This is a genomic window from Streptomyces sp. SudanB25_2051 (genome assembly GCF_964272635.1).
Classification (GTDB): domain Bacteria; phylum Actinomycetota; class Actinomycetes; order Streptomycetales; family Streptomycetaceae; genus Streptomyces.
This window is the reverse complement of sequence record NZ_OZ186787.1, coordinates 5036856-5051946: the sequence shown is the minus strand read 5'-3', so window position 1 is coordinate 5051946 and position 15091 is coordinate 5036856. Positions and strand designations below refer to the sequence as shown.

The 15091-nt window shown below is 74.9% G+C and carries 10 protein-coding genes; 3 read left to right on the top strand and 7 right to left on the bottom strand.

Annotation, left to right across the window (positions count from 1 at the left end):
• Positions 1–101: 101 nt before the first annotated feature.
• Entirely contained in the window at positions 102–932 is an 831-nt protein-coding gene (locus ACSUPT_RS22675; protein ID WP_351965028.1) for a S1 family serine peptidase, read from the bottom strand.
• A 162-nt stretch (positions 933–1094) separates the two neighbouring features.
• Positions 1095–2648: an RNA polymerase sigma factor gene (locus tag ACSUPT_RS22670; RefSeq protein WP_351965029.1), complete on the bottom strand. Its 1554-nt coding sequence runs from the start codon at positions 2646–2648 to the stop codon at positions 1095–1097.
• On the opposite strand from ACSUPT_RS22670, the gene ACSUPT_RS22665 reads away from it, so the two are divergent.
• Positions 2581–2730, top strand: coding sequence for a hypothetical protein (locus ACSUPT_RS22665; protein WP_187645443.1), 150 nt, complete (start codon positions 2581–2583; stop codon positions 2728–2730). The two genes, ACSUPT_RS22670 and ACSUPT_RS22665, sit on opposite strands and share 68 nt — an antisense overlap.
• 754 nt (positions 2731–3484) lie before the next feature.
• Here the strand turns inward: ACSUPT_RS22665 and ACSUPT_RS22660 are convergent.
• The 5 genes from ACSUPT_RS22660 to ACSUPT_RS22640 all read right to left on the bottom strand — a co-directional run bounded on the left by ACSUPT_RS22660 (position 3485) and on the right by ACSUPT_RS22640 (position 11828).
• A complete protein-coding gene (locus ACSUPT_RS22660; RefSeq protein WP_351965030.1) occupies positions 3485–4369 on the bottom strand; it encodes a FadR/GntR family transcriptional regulator in 885 nt (294 codons plus the stop codon).
• Between the two features lie 169 nt (positions 4370–4538).
• Positions 4539–6581: an ATP-binding cassette domain-containing protein gene (locus ACSUPT_RS22655; protein ID WP_436945385.1), complete on the bottom strand. Its 2043-nt coding sequence runs from the start codon at positions 6579–6581 to the stop codon at positions 4539–4541.
• 130 nt (positions 6582–6711) lie between these two features.
• Complete coding sequence (locus ACSUPT_RS22650) at positions 6712–7482, bottom strand: NUDIX hydrolase (protein WP_351965032.1); 771 nt, start codon at positions 7480–7482, stop codon at positions 6712–6714.
• 604 nt (positions 7483–8086) lie between these two features.
• A complete protein-coding gene (locus ACSUPT_RS22645; RefSeq protein WP_436945384.1) occupies positions 8087–10150 on the bottom strand; it encodes a glycogen debranching N-terminal domain-containing protein in 2064 nt (687 codons plus the stop codon).
• A 115-nt stretch (positions 10151–10265) separates the two neighbouring features.
• Entirely contained in the window at positions 10266–11828 is a 1563-nt protein-coding gene (locus ACSUPT_RS22640) for a DUF4192 domain-containing protein (RefSeq protein ID WP_436945383.1), read from the bottom strand.
• 112 nt (positions 11829–11940) lie between these two features.
• On the opposite strand from ACSUPT_RS22640, the gene ACSUPT_RS22635 reads away from it, so the two are divergent.
• Together ACSUPT_RS22635 and ACSUPT_RS22630 are read left to right on the top strand one after the other, a co-directional pair.
• Positions 11941–14112 (top strand): RecQ family ATP-dependent DNA helicase, encoded by a 2172-nt coding sequence (locus ACSUPT_RS22635; RefSeq protein WP_365724609.1) that lies wholly within the window; start codon positions 11941–11943, stop codon positions 14110–14112.
• Between the two features lie 217 nt (positions 14113–14329).
• Positions 14330–14959 (top strand): hypothetical protein, encoded by a 630-nt coding sequence (locus ACSUPT_RS22630; protein ID WP_351965036.1) that lies wholly within the window; start codon positions 14330–14332, stop codon positions 14957–14959.
• The last annotated feature ends 132 nt before the right edge of the window (positions 14960–15091 follow it).

The window sequence follows — 15091 nt, the reverse complement described above, 5'->3', positions numbered from 1 at the left end:
CACCCCGTGTGACGGCGGGGTGCCGCCCTTCGCCGTACGGCCGGGGGCGGGGGCCCGGCTCACCAGCCGGAACCTCCGCCCACCTGCCGCCGAAGGTCCGCTCACGACTGCGGCAGCACCGCCGAGACCCGCGTGTAGACGCCGGGGCTCTCCGCGAGCCCGCAGCCACTCCCCCAGGACACGAGACCGATGAGCTTGCCGCGCGCGATCAGCGGTCCGCCGCTGTCGCCCTGGCAGGCGTCCCGGCCGCCCTCCCGCGTCCCCGCGCACAGCATCGTCGCGGGGACGTACCGCGCCTGGCCAGGCGCCGCCGGGTAGGCGCGGGCGCAGTCCTCGTCGGGCAGGACCGACACGTCGGCGGCGTTCAGCGTGTGCGCGTACGTCCCGAGACCCGTCGTGTCGCCCCAGCCGTACACGGTCGCGTCCGTGCCGGGCCGGTACGCGGCGTCGCCCGCGGGCGCCACCGGGATCACGTACGAGCGCGGCAGCGGCCGGGCCAGCGTGAGGACGGCGGCGTCACCGCCGTTGGTCTCGGCGTCGTACGCCGGGTTGATCCACATGTCCTTGACCGGGATCTCGTGCCCGCCGCTGCCGACGAGGTCGCTGCGGCCCGCGATGACCTTGAGGTCCCGCAGCTCCTCCGCCCGTACGCCCAGCACGTCCTCCCGCAGGCAGTGCGCGGCGGTCGCCACCTTCGTCGGGGCGATCACGACGCCCCCGCAGAACTGACCGGCCCGCATACGGCCGAACCGGTCAACGCTGGAGAGCGCCACCACCCAGGGGGTGTCGGGCGCGTTCGCCGTCCGGCCGCCCACGACGCCGCTGTCGGCGGCCGCCGGGGCGGGTGAGACGAGTGGCGCGACGGCCGCCGCTGCGGCCAGGGCCACCAGGGCCGCCCGCTTCCTGCTGATGGGATGACGCGTATCGCGCATTCGGCCTCCTGACTCAGGGATGCATGTCGCTCACTCAGCGTCAGCCACAGGGAGTCCGGCCGCACCCGCGCAACGCCGGAAGGCCCGGCTCCTTTTGCGGAACCGGGCCTTCCGGGGTGGCGCGTACGGGCGAGCGTGTTCGAGCCTCGCTCGGCCGATGGATCAGTCGAGGTAGTCGCGGAGGACCTGCGAGCGCGACGGGTGGCGCAGCTTCGACATGGTCTTCGACTCGATCTGGCGGATCCGCTCACGGGTCACGCCGTAGACCTTGCCGATCTCGTCCAGCGTCTTGGGCTGGCCGTCGGTGAGGCCGAACCGCATGGAGACGACGCCGGCCTCACGCTCGGAGAGCGTGTCGAGCACGGAGTGCAGCTGCTCCTGGAGGAGCGTGAAGCTCACCGCGTCGGCCGGGACGACCGCCTCGGAGTCCTCGATCAGGTCACCGAACTCGCTGTCGCCGTCCTCGCCGAGCGGGGTGTGCAGCGAGATCGGCTCGCGGCCGTACTTCTGGACCTCGATGACCTTCTCGGGGGTCATGTCGAGCTCCTTGGCCAGCTCCTCCGGGGTGGGCTCGCGGCCCAGGTCCTGGAGCATCTGGCGCTGGACGCGCGCGAGCTTGTTGATGACCTCGACCATGTGCACCGGGATGCGGATGGTGCGGGCCTGGTCGGCCATGGCGCGGGTGATCGCCTGACGGATCCACCAGGTGGCGTACGTGGAGAACTTGTAGCCCTTGGTGTAGTCGAACTTCTCGACGGCGCGGATCAGACCGAGGTTGCCCTCCTGGATCAGGTCCAGGAACAGCATGCCGCGGCCCGTGTAGCGCTTGGCGAGGGAGACGACGAGGCGGAGGTTGGCCTCCAGCAGGTGGTTCTTGGCGCGGCGGCCGTCCTCGGCGATGATCTCCAGCTCGCGCTTGAGCTTCGGCGCCAGCTTGTCGGCGTTCGCCAGCTTGTCCTCGGCGAACAGGCCGGCCTCGATGCGCTTGGCGAGCTCGACCTCCTGCTCGGCGTTGAGCAGGGGGACCTTGCCGATCTGCTTCAGGTAGTCCTTGACCGGGTCGGCGGTGGCACCGGCGACGGCGACCTGCTGGGCCGGCGCGTCGTCCTCGTCCTCGTCGGACAGGACGAAGCCCTTGGCCTCGCCTTCGGTCTCCTCTTCCTCGCCCTTGACCGCCGCGACGTCGTCGAGGAGCTCCTCGCCCTCGAGCAGCTCGTCGGCGTCCTTCTTGGCGGCCGTCTTCTTGGCCGTGGTCTTCTTGGCCGCGGTCTTCTTCGCGGTGGTCTTCTTCGCCGCGGTCGTCTTCTTGGCCGCGGTCTTCTTGGCGGGCGTACCGGCCTCGTCGGCCGGATCGTCCGCGCTCGGGGCCGCCGGAGCCGCCGGGGAGGACGCGGCCGTCTTCGCCGCGGTCGTCCTGGCGGTGACGGTCTTGGTGGCGGTGCGCTTTGCCGGGCTCTTCGCTGCGACGCTCTTGCGGGCGCGCTTCGGCGACTCCGCTGCACTGACCATCAGCGTCACACCCTCTTCCTCGAGGATCTGATTGAGGCTGCGCAGAACATTCTTCCACTGGGTTGGCGGAATCTGGTCAGCCTCGAAGGCCCGACGCACGTCATCGCCCGCGATCTGCCCATCAGCCTTTCCCCGCTCGATGAGCGCCATCACAGACTCGGACTCGGCGATCTCCGGCGGGAGCGTACGGGATGTGCTGGCCGACACGAACAACCTCTCGGAACGATGGAAACGGCTTCCGGCCCCGCCCATGATCGGGCCGGAGCCGACGACCGCCGGCGGGGAATGAGCCGACGACGCGGGCTGAACCTCGGAGGTGCACAGCGCCATGCTCGGCTGCTGTATTCCCTCTTCGGCTGTCACCTCTTAGGTCATCGCCGTGCTTCGAGGAGCGTTACGCCCAATCCGCGTGGCCCGAGTCACACCACAAACGGGACGAATGGGGCATTACGTGATCACTTGGCCATTACGCGGCCAAGGTGTGCGCTCCAGCGAGGCCGTGCTGATGGTGCCGCCGCGAGGGCCGCGCGACGCCTTCCCGGACGGCCGCCCCCTCGGGCCGCCCCCTCTGGTTCAGGCCGCGGGCTGCGATTCGGGCCGGCTCCTCTGGTCGGCCGCTCTCGCCGGCTGCCTCTGGTGGGCTGCTCTCGTCCGGACCCGCGCTTCGGCGGTGCGGTGACGGTGGCCCTTCGTGGCCCTGGGTGCGGGGCCGGGCGGCCGGGACACTCGGTGTCCGGTCGGGGGTGCCCCTGGACCCGGTGCGGGGTGGCCGGGGTGCTCGGGAGCCGTAGGGGGTGCCACTCGACCGGGCCGCCGGGTTGAAGGTGGCGCCCCGGGCTGAGGGTGGCCTCAGGTCTCGGGCCCGGGCGGGACCGTGGAGGCGGGGCCCGGTTCGGTCCCCACCGGGGCCCCGCGGCACCCGTGCGGCCCCGCGGCACCCGTCCGTGCGGCGATGCGCGCAGGACGGCTGCCCGTCCCGTACGAGCAGGGCTGCCCCGGCGTCGTACGTCACCGCGCGTGCGGCCGGTGGCCACGGTCCGCGGTCAGTGCTCGCGCGGAGCCGGTACGACCCCCGCGTCGGGCTGCACGGTCAGGAGCTGCCGCATGGCGGCCTCGGCGGCGGCGCCGTCGTCGTCTGCGAGGGCCTGGACGATGCGGCCGTGGTGGTCGAGACACGCCTCGCTGGGGCGGTCGCAGCTGATCGGCGGGGCGCCGGAGACCTGGAGCGCCGCCGAGACGATGCCGGAGAGGTGCTCCAGCATGCGGTTGCCGGCGAGCTGGATGAGGAGGGAGTGGAACTCGGTGTCGGCGCGGGAGAAGGTGAGGGCGTCGCCCTGGGCGAGGGCGTGGCCCATGATCTCGACCATGTCGGCGAGCCGCTGCTGGACGTCCGGGCGGCTGTGGCCCGCGGCGAGGCGGGCGGCGAGCGGCTCGATGGTCCAGCGGAGATCGGCGAGCTCTCGGCGCTGGGCGTCGCGCTGCGGCCCGAAGGCGCGCCATTCGATGATGTCGGGGTCGAGGAGATTCCAGTCGCTGACCGGGCGGACCCGGGTGCCGACGTTGGGCCGGGCGCTGACGAGGCCCTTGGCCTCCAGTACGCGCAGGGACTCGCGCACGACGGTGCGGGAGACCTCGAATCGCTGGCCGATCTCCTCGGGGACAAGCGGGCGGTCGGCGCCCAGATCGCCGGAGACGATCATCTGACCGAGCTGCTGGACGAGTTGGCCGTGGAGGCCGCGGCCCCGGTTGCCCGCGGAGCGGCGGCTCGCCCGGCCCAACTCCGTTTCACCGGCGTCCCACGCGGGGGCTCCGACGCGGTCGGCCGCGGCGCCCTCCCCGTAGGGATAGCGGTCAAGACCGCCCGGAGCGGGAAGGCCGGCGTCGGCGGCGCGGGCGGCGGTCATCATGGTGTGCGCAAGGGTACTCACGCATCCTTTGTCGGCGCCCTTTCCAAACCTCTTGAGGTCTTTGGTGAAAAGCACACGAAAGGGTGATCGGCGCCCGCGCGGCAATTGACGCCTTATCGGAAGGAAGCGGGCAAATTCCAAGGAGTCGCGACCGATTGGCACGCAATGATCAGTTCTGATCGCCGCACGGTCACCAACGGGCGTCTCGTCGTAGCCCTGTGAGCAGAAACGCGCAGAGGAGCGCGGTGAGGGAGAGGGCGAGTGCCGCGCCGACCGGTTGGGCGAGGACCCGCAGGGCCCCGTCGAGCCAGCGGTCCGCCTCCTGCGGCCAGCGGGGCCAGGCGAGTTCGCGCACGCGGGCGGGCAGCCCCGCGACGGTGCGGACGGCCGGGCCGAAGAGGGCGCCCTCGACGGCCGGGGCGATGAGCACGGGTACGGCGAGGACGGCGGCGATCCCCGCGGCGGCGGCCCGGAACACCCCTGCCGCCAGCAGCCCGGCCCACGCGCAACCGACCACGAGCGCGGACCAACTGACGCACAGGGCGGCCCAATTGCGCGGTACGGGAATCAACGCGCCGCCGTAGACGAGACGCAGCACCTCCAGGTCGACGACGGCGACGACGACGGCGAGCAGCAGGGCGGTGACCGCCGTGACGGCGAGCTTGGCCAGCAACAGCCCCAGGCGGCGCGGGGCGGCACCCAGGGAGGTGGAGAGCGCCGGGTAGCGGTACTCGTCGCCGAACGCGAGCGCCCCGATGAGGCCCGCCCCCAGGGCTGCGGGCGGGAGCGGCAGCAGTTCCGGCCAGGCGGCGACGGCGACGGGCGCCGGGGTGCCCGCGGAGCGGCCCAGCAGGACGGCGAGCAGGGCGGAGCCGGCGACGGTGCCGCCGAGCGCGAGGGCCGTGGAGGGCACGCCCATGAGGCGCCGGAGCTCGTAGCGCAGCGGCCGCGAGGGCCCCCGCCGCACCCTGCGGCGACGCCTACGGGGCGTCGCGGTGTGGAGGCCGCGGGTCCCCTCCGCGGCGGGGCTCCGGGATGTGGATGCCTGCCGGTCGGCGGGGGTGGTGGGGGGCGGCGTTTCGTGGTCGGAGGGTGGGGCGGCGTGGATGGTCGCCGGGGCGGCGTGGGTGGTGGGCGGGGCCGGGTCCCCGGTGGGCCGCACCGGGTGGTCGGCGAGCGGGGTGGCGTGGTCCGTGAGCGGGGCGGCGTGGCCCACGGCCGGGGTGGTGTGGTCGGCGCGCAGGGACGCTTGCCCGGCGGGCGGGGCCGTGTGGCCGGTGGGCGGGGTCTGGAGGTCTGCTCGGGCCTGCGGGTCCTGGGCGGTGCCGCCGGGCCCGGGGGGCGCGGTGCGGGACGGCTCGGGGGCGGGGCCCGTCTCCTCGGCGAGGCGGTGGAGGAGGATGCCGTGGCGGAACGCGGTCTCCCCGACCTCGGCGCAGTCGCTGCCGTACACGTACAGGCGGTTGCCGCGCTCGGTGACGGTCTCGACGGTGCGGCGGGCGGCGCGCGCCTCGCGGGCGAGCTGCGCGGCGAGGCGGGCGGCGTGCGGGGTGCGGACGGCGACACGGGGGCGCAGTCGCGTACGGGCGAAGGCGGCGGCGTCCTGGTCGGCGACGAGGCGCCCGGAGCGGATGGCCACGACGTGGTCGGCGGTGCGGGCGGCCGCCTTGGTGTCGGTGGTCGTGTAGAGCACGGTGCCGCCTGCCGCGGCATGGGTGCGCAGCACTCCGTACAGCCAGGCCGCCTCGTCGGGTGAGATTCCCCTGGCCGGTTCGTCGAGGATCAGCGTGTGCGGATCGCCCAACAGGGCGGCGGCGAGGCCGAGTCGGCGGTCCATGCCGCGGGAGAGGGCGCCCAGGCGCTGGTCGGCGAGGGCTTCGAGACCCACCGCGTCGAGCAGGTCGTCGGCGCGGGACGCGGGGACGCCCGCGGCGGCGCAGAGCATCCGCAGCTGGCCGCGCACGGTGCGCGCGGGGTGCCCCGGCACGTCGCCGAGGAGGACCCCGACCTCACGCATCGGGTGGGCGACGCGGTGGAGGGGGCGGCCGCGGAAGTAGGTGACGCCGCGGCCCTGTTCGAGGCCCAGCATGAGACGCAGCGCCGTGGACTTGCCCGAACCGGCGGGGCCGAGGAGGGCCGTGACCTGTCCGGGCCTCGCCTCGAAGGTGAGGTCGTCCACGGCGGGCGGGCGGTTCCGGCGCGGCGTGCTGGTGAGTCCGATTGCCTGGAGCATCGCTTCTCTCGCGGTAGGTGAGACCGCTCGGCGGCAGGGCGTACCGCAGCACGATAACCCGGCATTTCGGACTTTTTGCGCAGGCTGGGAGGCCGCGGGGTGCCGGATTCCGGCACGGCCCGCGGGCTGCTCAGACTTCCGGGCGGAGCATCGGCGGGTTCAGCAGCGTGGCGCCGCCGGCGCGGAACAACTGCGCGGGGCGGCCGCCCTGGCGGGTGGTGGTCCCGCCGGCGGGCACCAGGAAACCGGGCGTCCCGGTCACCTTGCGGTGGAAGTTGCGCGGGTCCAGCGCCACGCCCCACACCGCCTCGTACACCCGGCGCAACTCCCCCACCGTGAACTCCGGCGGGCAGAAGGCCGTGGCCAGCGAGGAGTACTCGATCTTCGAGCGGGCCCGCTCCACGCCGTCCGCGAGGATGCGGGCGTGATCGAACGCGAGCGGCGCGGGCGGTTCCTCCTCGCCGCTCAAGCCGCTTTCGGGGGACAGCAGTTCCTCCACGGGCGCCCAGCGGACACTGTTGGCGTCACCGCCCGGCCGGGGCGCGGGCAGATCGGGCGCGAGGGCGAGGTGCGCGACGCTCACGACCCGCATGCGGGGATCCCGGTCGGGGTCGCCGTACGTGGCGAGCTGCTCCAGGTGCGCACCGGTGCCCGGCGGCGGCGTGGGGTCGCCCGGGTCGTGGACGCACAGCCCAGTCTCCTCGGCCAGTTCCCGCGCGGCGGCGGCGCCGAGGTCCTCGTCGGCGCGCACGAATCCCCCGGGCAGCGCCCACCGCCCCTGGAACGGCGGCTCCCCGCGCCGGACGACCAGTGCGCACAGGGCATGGCGGCGCACGGTGAGGATGACCAGATCGACGGTAACGGCGAAGGGCGGGTAGGCCGAGGGGTCGTAGGGGGGCATGCCGCGATCATAGTCGTCTTCCTGACGATAAACACGCTCGTCGCGCACTCCGGCCGCGGTGATCGACGCGTTCCCGCCTGCCGGTCCGCGCGCTCGCCGGGGTCCGCCGGAAGCCTGGCGGGGCCGGGGTGCGCTCAGGCTGCCCGGCGGGGTGTGCTCAGGCTGCCGGGCGGGGTGTCGGGCAGCCGTCTGGGGCCTGTCCGCCCTCTGTGGCGGCCGTGCGCCCGGCTCACCGGCCGCCACACTTCGCGGCGGCCCGTGCGCCCCGGCCCACCGGCTGCGTGAGGGTCCTCCGTCGGCATGGTCTGCGGCCAGGCGCGGGCTCGGTGTCCGCGTGCGGGCCCGGCGGGTGCAGCGGACCGCGTACGGTATCGCCGCCCCGTCCGCTACGCCCGCGAACTCCGCCCGCGCCCTGACGGTGGCGCGCCTCCCGGGCTGCGGGCCGTGCGGTGGGCACGCGGCCTGGTGCGGGGCTCGAAGAAGGCCGCAGGACGGCGGAGTTCGGCCGGGCGGAGTGCCCGACGGCACCGGCGGCAGCCGACCCGGCGGGCGGCTCACCCTCCGGCGCCGGGCCGCGGATTCGGACACCGCCGCCCTCCGGTCGTCACGCCCCCAATTGCAGTCCCGCTGCGGCCTCCTCGACCATGCCGAGCCCCAGCTTGCTCACGCGTACCGCGAACGGTTCCCCCGCGACGCTGAGTCCGGAGAACCGGATCGCCCCCAAGGGGGCACTGCGCACCGGGTGCAGCGCGACCGCCCGGTCCGGGACGTCCGGGCGGACGCCCGTGAGCGCGGTGAGCACGTGGACGGCCGCGGCCGCCGCCACGGCGGCCGGACGGCACGCCGCCGGGTGCGGCACCGGGGCGTCGCCCTCGGTGCGCTGCTCCCCCGCGTACATCTCCGGCAGCCGGTACGCGAACGCCTCCGCCGCGTCCAGCAGGCCGCGCAGCAGCCCGGACGCCTCCTTCTCGTACCCGGCGGCGGCGAGGCCGGACACGGCGACGGCGGTCTCGTGGACGCGGACCGCCCCGGCGCGGTGCCCGAACGGGTTGTGTCCAGGCTCCCTTGCGCCGAGGCTGCGCAGGCCCCAGCCGGAGTCGAGCGCGGGCCCGCCGAGCAGCCTGGCGACCTGTTCCGTCCGTACCCGGTTCAGCAGCCCTTCGGCGTGGCGTCCGCCCGCCACGAGGCCGGTGTCGAGGAGGTGGGCCATGGCCCCGCCCAGGTGGGACAGGGGGCGGCCGTCCGGGGTGAGGGCGGCGGCCGGGCGACCGCCGGACCGGTCGTCCAGCCAGAAGTCGTCGCGGAACCGCCGTCGCATGGCCCGCGCTCGGTCGGGCCACTCGTCGGCGCCCGGCCGGCCGCAGCCTTCCAGGAGCTCGGCGCCGAGGACGGCGGCCCGGTGTGCGTGGGCCTGGGTCTCGGCACGCCGTACGGGCCCTGCCGGGCCGGGCTCGGGGAGCAGTCCGTCGCCGTCCAGTGCGGTGCGCAGCCATGCGAGGCAGCGCTCGGCGGCGGGCAGCAGCGCCGTGACGTCCTGTTCGGGGAGGCCCCAGAGGCGGGCCTCGGCCAGTACGGCCGGGAAGGCGAGCGTGGCCTCCACTCCGGTGCACGCGGGCGGCAGATGGGGGCCGGCGTCGCGGAGCGGCCCCGGTACGCGCCCGGACGCCCCGGGTGCGGTGTCCAGCGTCCGGGCGACGACGCGCAGGGTGTCGGCGGCGAGCCGGGTGCCGAGGGGCAGGAGCATGCGGGCGGCCCAGAGCGCCTCGGCCGGTGCGCGGCCCGTACGCCAGGGCACGCCGGCCGCGAGGTGCAGGTCTGACGGGTGGCCGGGGTCGCGGACGAGCAGGCCGCGCAGGTCGTCGAGGGCGGCCTCCAGGAGCTTGCCCGCCCGTGGGTCGTCGGCCTCGGCGCGGGCTCCCGGAAGGTGCGGGAGTCCGGCGCGGCCCGCCGGTCTGAGGGGGCGCCCCGCGTGGACGGACAGGTGGATCCCGCGGTCCTCGCCGGGGGCCAGGTCCAGCTCCCAGCGCAGGAGCCCGGCCGACGCGAGGGCGTCGTGCGGTGGGGGGTCCGCCGTGACGTGGGCCTGGGCACCGTCGGGTGCCGTCCAGCGGAGCCCCGAACCGTGGACGGTGGCCGGCAGTTCCGGTCCGGGCCTCCCGGAGACGACGGCGCCGAGCGGGGCGAGGTCCGTGCCAAGGGCCAGCTCCACGGGGAGGTGCAGGGGGCGGGCGGTCGTGTTGCGCAGGGTGATCCGCTCCGTGCCGTCGGCGTCCCGCGACCGCTCGACGACGATCCCCGGGTCGGGGCCGGGGTCGGCGGCGGTGCGGACGACGGCCACGAACCGGGCGCTTCCGGCGGAGGCGAGTCTCCCTTGCACGGTGAGCGGTTCGCGGTCGAGGACGCGCAGCCGGCAGCGGGAGAGCAGGCGCCGGCCCGACTGGTAGACGCCTTCCAGGCCGTGCCCGGTGAGCTGCCCGTGTTCGGCGGAGACGGCCAGGCCGGGTAGCGCGACGGCAACGAGGGCGTGGTGCACCGGCGGCAGTTCGCCGGGGCGGCCTCCGTGCACGGGCCCGCGGCCACTGGCGGACGGCTGTCCTGGCCGCCGCGCGGACCGGGCGGGTGCGGAGGCGGCGTGGTCGGTGGTCGGGGTGGGGAGGGTGAGGTCCATGGGTCGTCTGCTGAGCCTTCTCTGCGCTCCGGACAGCCGCTGGAGGTACGGCGGCACGGGTCGGGCGACTCCGCCATCCACGTGAACGGCCGTACCGGGGCGGGGGTCACGGCCGTCACCGCGAGCTCCCCTGACCGCTCGTCTCCGCGCCTCCCGGCGTGGAGGGGCCGTCGCCGGGTGCGCCGCCGGGCGTTCCCCCCGACGTGGGGCGGGCCGCACGCCGTTCCCCGCTCGCCCCGACCGCGTCAGTGGACCGGGTGGTGCCGGGCCCCGTGGCGGGCCCGCGCCGGCTAGGGGCGGGCCTTGTGACGGGCCGGCGCCGGGTGGTGCCGGGACCCGTGGAGGGGCTGGCCTCGCTGCTGCCCGGACCCGTGGAGCGGCCGCCCTGGGTGGTGCCGGGCCTGCCGACGCGGGCGCGCAGCCCTCGTCGTACCGCCCGGGCGCCCGCACGCGCCGCCGTCCGGCTGCCCGTGGCGCGGCGCACGTCGGCCTGCGTCCGGGCCTCGCGCTCGCCGCGCAGGCATTCGCGGAGCGTTTCCGGGTCCAGCTGCTCGTTGCACGCCTGGTGCAGCAGCCGGGCGAAGACGTACTCGGGGTCGGCTTCGAGGGCCAGGCCGAGGGCGACGCGGGCGCCGGGCTCGTCGGCCGTCGACCAGGCGACCCAGCCGGCGAGGCTGAGAGGCGCGGCGGCGTGTTCGCCGTAGATGCCGACGCAGCGGCGGGACAGGGCGCGCCACAGGCGCAGCGCGAGGTCGGCCTCGCGGCCCTCCATCCATTCGGCGGCGCGGTCGCGGGTGCGGCGGTCCTGCAGCCCGACGATCAGTTCGGCGGCCTCCTCGTGGGTGATCAGCGCGTCGTCCCTGGCGTCCGAGGTCTCCGGCTCGGCCAGCGGCGGATGGTCCGCGAGCCGGTCGATGAGCCGCTGCGCCAGGCGGATCATGTCGTCGCGGACGCCTCGGCGTTCCGTCGTGTCGAGGATGCGGCGGACGAGGGCGGCGCTCGCCGAGTCCAGGGCGCGCTCCTGGGCGGCGACCATGGCGCGGGCGGTGCGCGGCCTGAGCCGGGCCTCCATGTCGCGCAGCGAACCGCGGACGTGGATGCCCGCGTACGCGGCGGCGGCCGCCATGACGGAGGTGCCGGTCGGGGTGAGCGCGGTGCCGTCGGGCGGGCAGCAGTCGCTGTCGGGGCAGAGGTAGGACCAGAACCGGCCGTCGGAGAGGCACAGCGCCTCGTACACGGGGACGTCGAGGGCGCCGCACGCCGTGCGGAGCTTCTGCGCGAAGGGCCGCAGCCGCTCCATGACGCGGCGGGGGCTCTCCCCTTCGGCGGGGTCCTGGCAGAGGAAGACGACGATGCCGTCCGGTCGGGAGCCGCGCCGCTCGCACCCCTCGACGAGGCATTCGGCGAGCCGCTCGGCGGTGGGCGCCCAGTCGCGGGGCGAGGAGGGAATGCCGAGCCGCAGCCTTCCGCCGAAGCGGCCGTGCTCCTCGCCGTGCAGGGCGACCATGACCACGGAGTCGGTCGGGTGGAAGCCGAGCAGATACGGAAGGGCCTCGGCCAGTTCCGCCGGCCCGCGCAGCGTGATCTTCGGCTCCTCGGTGAAGCCGGTGGTGGTGGCGGGCAGCTCGGCGCCGGACGGGGAGCGGTGGCGACCGGTGTGGTCGTGGTGTGCGTTCATGGCTCGACGGTCTCGTTCACCCCACGATCCGTCGACCCCTGTGGATAACTTTGTCCACAGGCCCGGGTCCACCGTTCGCCCGTTGTCGGTGCCGTGCTGTTCCATGTGAGGCATGGAGCTCACGAACGACCAAGACCTGCGTGCCGCCGCGGACGCCGTGCTGGCCCGCCTCGTCGGTGACACCACCGGCACGGCACGGCTGCGCGAGGACCAGTGGCGGGCCATCGAGGCGCTGGTCGCGCACCGGAGACGTGCGCTGGTCGTGCAGCGGACCGGGTGGGGCAAGTCGGCCGTGTACTTCGTGGCCACGGCCCTGCTGAGGGCTCGGGGCGGCGGGCCCACGGTGATCGTGTCGCCGCTTCTCGCCCTCATGCGCAACCAGGTGGAGGCCGCCGCCCGGGCCGGTATCCACGCCCGGACGATCAATTCCTCCAACACCGAGGAGTGGCAGGACGTCCAGAGGGAGATCGCGGACGGTGCCGTGGATGTGCTTCTGGTGTCACCGGAGCGGCTGAACAATCCGGATTTCCGCGATCAGGTGCTGCCCGCCCTGGCCGCGGCGACGGGCCTGCTCGTCGTGGACGAGGCGCACTGCATCTCCGACTGGGGCCACGACTTCCGCCCTGACTACCGGCGTCTGCGCACGATGCTCGCCGAGCTGGCGCCCGGTGTTCCGGTGCTCGCGACGACGGCGACGGCCAATGCCCGGGTCACGGCCGACGTGGCCGAGCAGCTCGGCACGGGCGCGGAGTCCGACGCCCTGGTGCTGCGCGGTCCCCTCGACCGGGAGAGCCTGCGCCTCGGGGTCGTACGGCTGCCGGACGCGGCGCACCGGCTGGCCTGGCTGGCGGATCATCTCGGCGAGCTGCCGGGATCGGGCATCGTGTACACGCTCACGGTCGCCGCCGCCGAGGAGGTCGCCGCCCATCTGCGGCAGTGCGGCTACGCCGTCGCCTCCTACACGGGTCGCACGGAGAACGCCGACCGGCAGCAGGCCGAGGAGGACCTGCTGGCCAACCGCGTCAAGGCGCTGGTCGCGACGTCGGCGCTCGGCATGGGCTTCGACAAGCCGGACCTCGGCTTCGTGGTGCATCTGGGCTCGCCCTCCTCGCCCATCGCCTACTACCAGCAGGTCGGGCGCGCCGGCCGCGGCGTGGAGAGCGCCGAGGTGCTGCTGCTGCCGGGCAAGGAGGACGAGGCGATCTGGCAGTACTTCGCCTCGGTGGCGTTCCCCCCGGAGGAACAGGTGCGGCGCACGCTGGACGTGCTGGCGCGGGCGGACCGCCCCTTGTCGCTGCCCGCGCTGGAGCCGCTGGTCGAGCTGCGGCGCACACGGCTGGAGACCATGCTCAAGGTCCTCGACGTGGACGGTGCGGTGCGCCGGGTGAAGGGCGGCTGGACGAGTACGGGCCGCCCGTGGACGTACGACACGGAGCGGTACGCCTGGGTGGCGCGGCAGCGGGCCGCGGAGCAGCAGGCCATGCGGGACTACGTGGCGACGGACGGCTGCCGGATGGAGTTCCTGCGGCGGCAGCTGGACGACGAGGAAGCGGCGCCGTGCGGCCGGTGCGACAACTGCGCGGGGCCGCGTTTCGACGCCAAGGTGTCGGCGACCACGCTGGACGCGGCGCGGGGCGAGCTGAGCAGGCCGGGTGTGGAGGTGGAGCCGCGCCGGATGTGGCCGACGGGGCTGCCCGCGGTCGGTGTCGACCTGAAGGGCCGCATCCCGGCTGGCGAGCAGTCGTTCACGGGTCGCGCGCTGGGGCGCCTGTCGGACATCGGCTGGGGCAACCGGCTGCGGCCGATGCTGGCGGAGGGCGCGCCGGACGGGCCGGTGCCGGACGACGTCGTGGACGCGGTCGTGCGGGTCCTGGCCGACTGGGCGAAGGGCCCGGGAGGCTGGGCGGCGGGCGGCCCGGACGCGCCGCCCCGGCCGGTGGGCGTGGTCACGGTGGAGTCGCGGACGCGGCCGCGGCTGGTCGGTTCGCTGGGCGAGCGGATCGCCGAGGTGGGCAGGATGCCGCTGCTGGGCTCCGTCGGCTACGCGCCGGAGGCGGCGGACGTCCGCATCTCCCGCACCAACAGCGCGCAGCGGGTGCACGGTCTGCACAGGGCGTTGGAGGTTCCGGCCGATCTGGCAGATCGGCTGTCGTCGGTGGACGGGCCGGTGCTACTGGTGGACGACTTCTCCGACAGCGGCTGGACGCTGGCGATGGCGGCGCGGCTGCTTCGCAGGGCCGGAGCGACCGGGGTGTTTCCGCTGGTCCTCGCGGTGGCGGGGTGATCGCGGCCGGCGAAGGGAATTGTTCCGGCCGGGAATTGGGTGTCATAACAGCCCATTCCCGTCAGGGGCCGCAATTGCTCGTTGCCGCCCGCCCGTGTGGCCAGCAAGAATTGGATTCCGCCCCGCACGGTCCGTTCGCGGTCCGGAGGGCTGTGTCGCGGCGGGCCCTCACCCGACCCCTGCCCGCTGACGTGGGCGCGTATGCGAAGGGAGGACCGTGACCTTCGGATTCGCTCCGTCCGCAGCCGGCTCGTTCGCCTCGCCTACCGGTTCCGCCAGCCGTCTCGCCCGTATGCTCGAGCCCGCCGAGTGGGCGGCGGCCGGAATTCCCTTGCTGCGCAACCCGCGTGACGTCGTCACCGGGCTGCACGCCCGCCATCTGCCGAGGCCCGCGACCGCGGTGGTCGCCGTCCTCGACCACGAGGAACGGCTCATCGCGAGCGCGTCGTTCACCCCGAGGCCGATTCCCGCGGACGGCTGGGACTTCCGCAATGCGCTGCTGGCGCACCTGCGTCGGGTGATCCCGCACGATCTGCGGCGCCGCACCCCGGCGCGTACGGCCGTCCTGCTGTTCTGCCGCGAGGGCGACGCGCGCTGGACGGAGGAGGACGGGGCGTGGATGTGGGGCCTGCGCGACGCCTGCACGCTCCACGGATTGCGTTGCGGGGCCTACATCACCCTGACCGGTGACGGCTGGCAGGTGATGGGTGAGGGCCGCGGAGGTCGCAGCCCACACGCGTCGTCACCGCCGACCGACCTGTCGGAGGCCGGCGCGGACGACGCCCCGCACACGCTGCGCCGGGCCGGCGGCGCCGCCGAGGTCCTGCGGCGCACGGCGGCCCGCTGAACCGGCCGACGCTCCCGCCGCTCCGAACCGGCCTGCGGCACACGCGGACCGGCGCTTCCGGCACCGCCTCCCGCAGGCCGGTGGTCCCGGCACCGCAGCTCGCAGGCCAGCGGTCCCGGGTCACTACGGGGG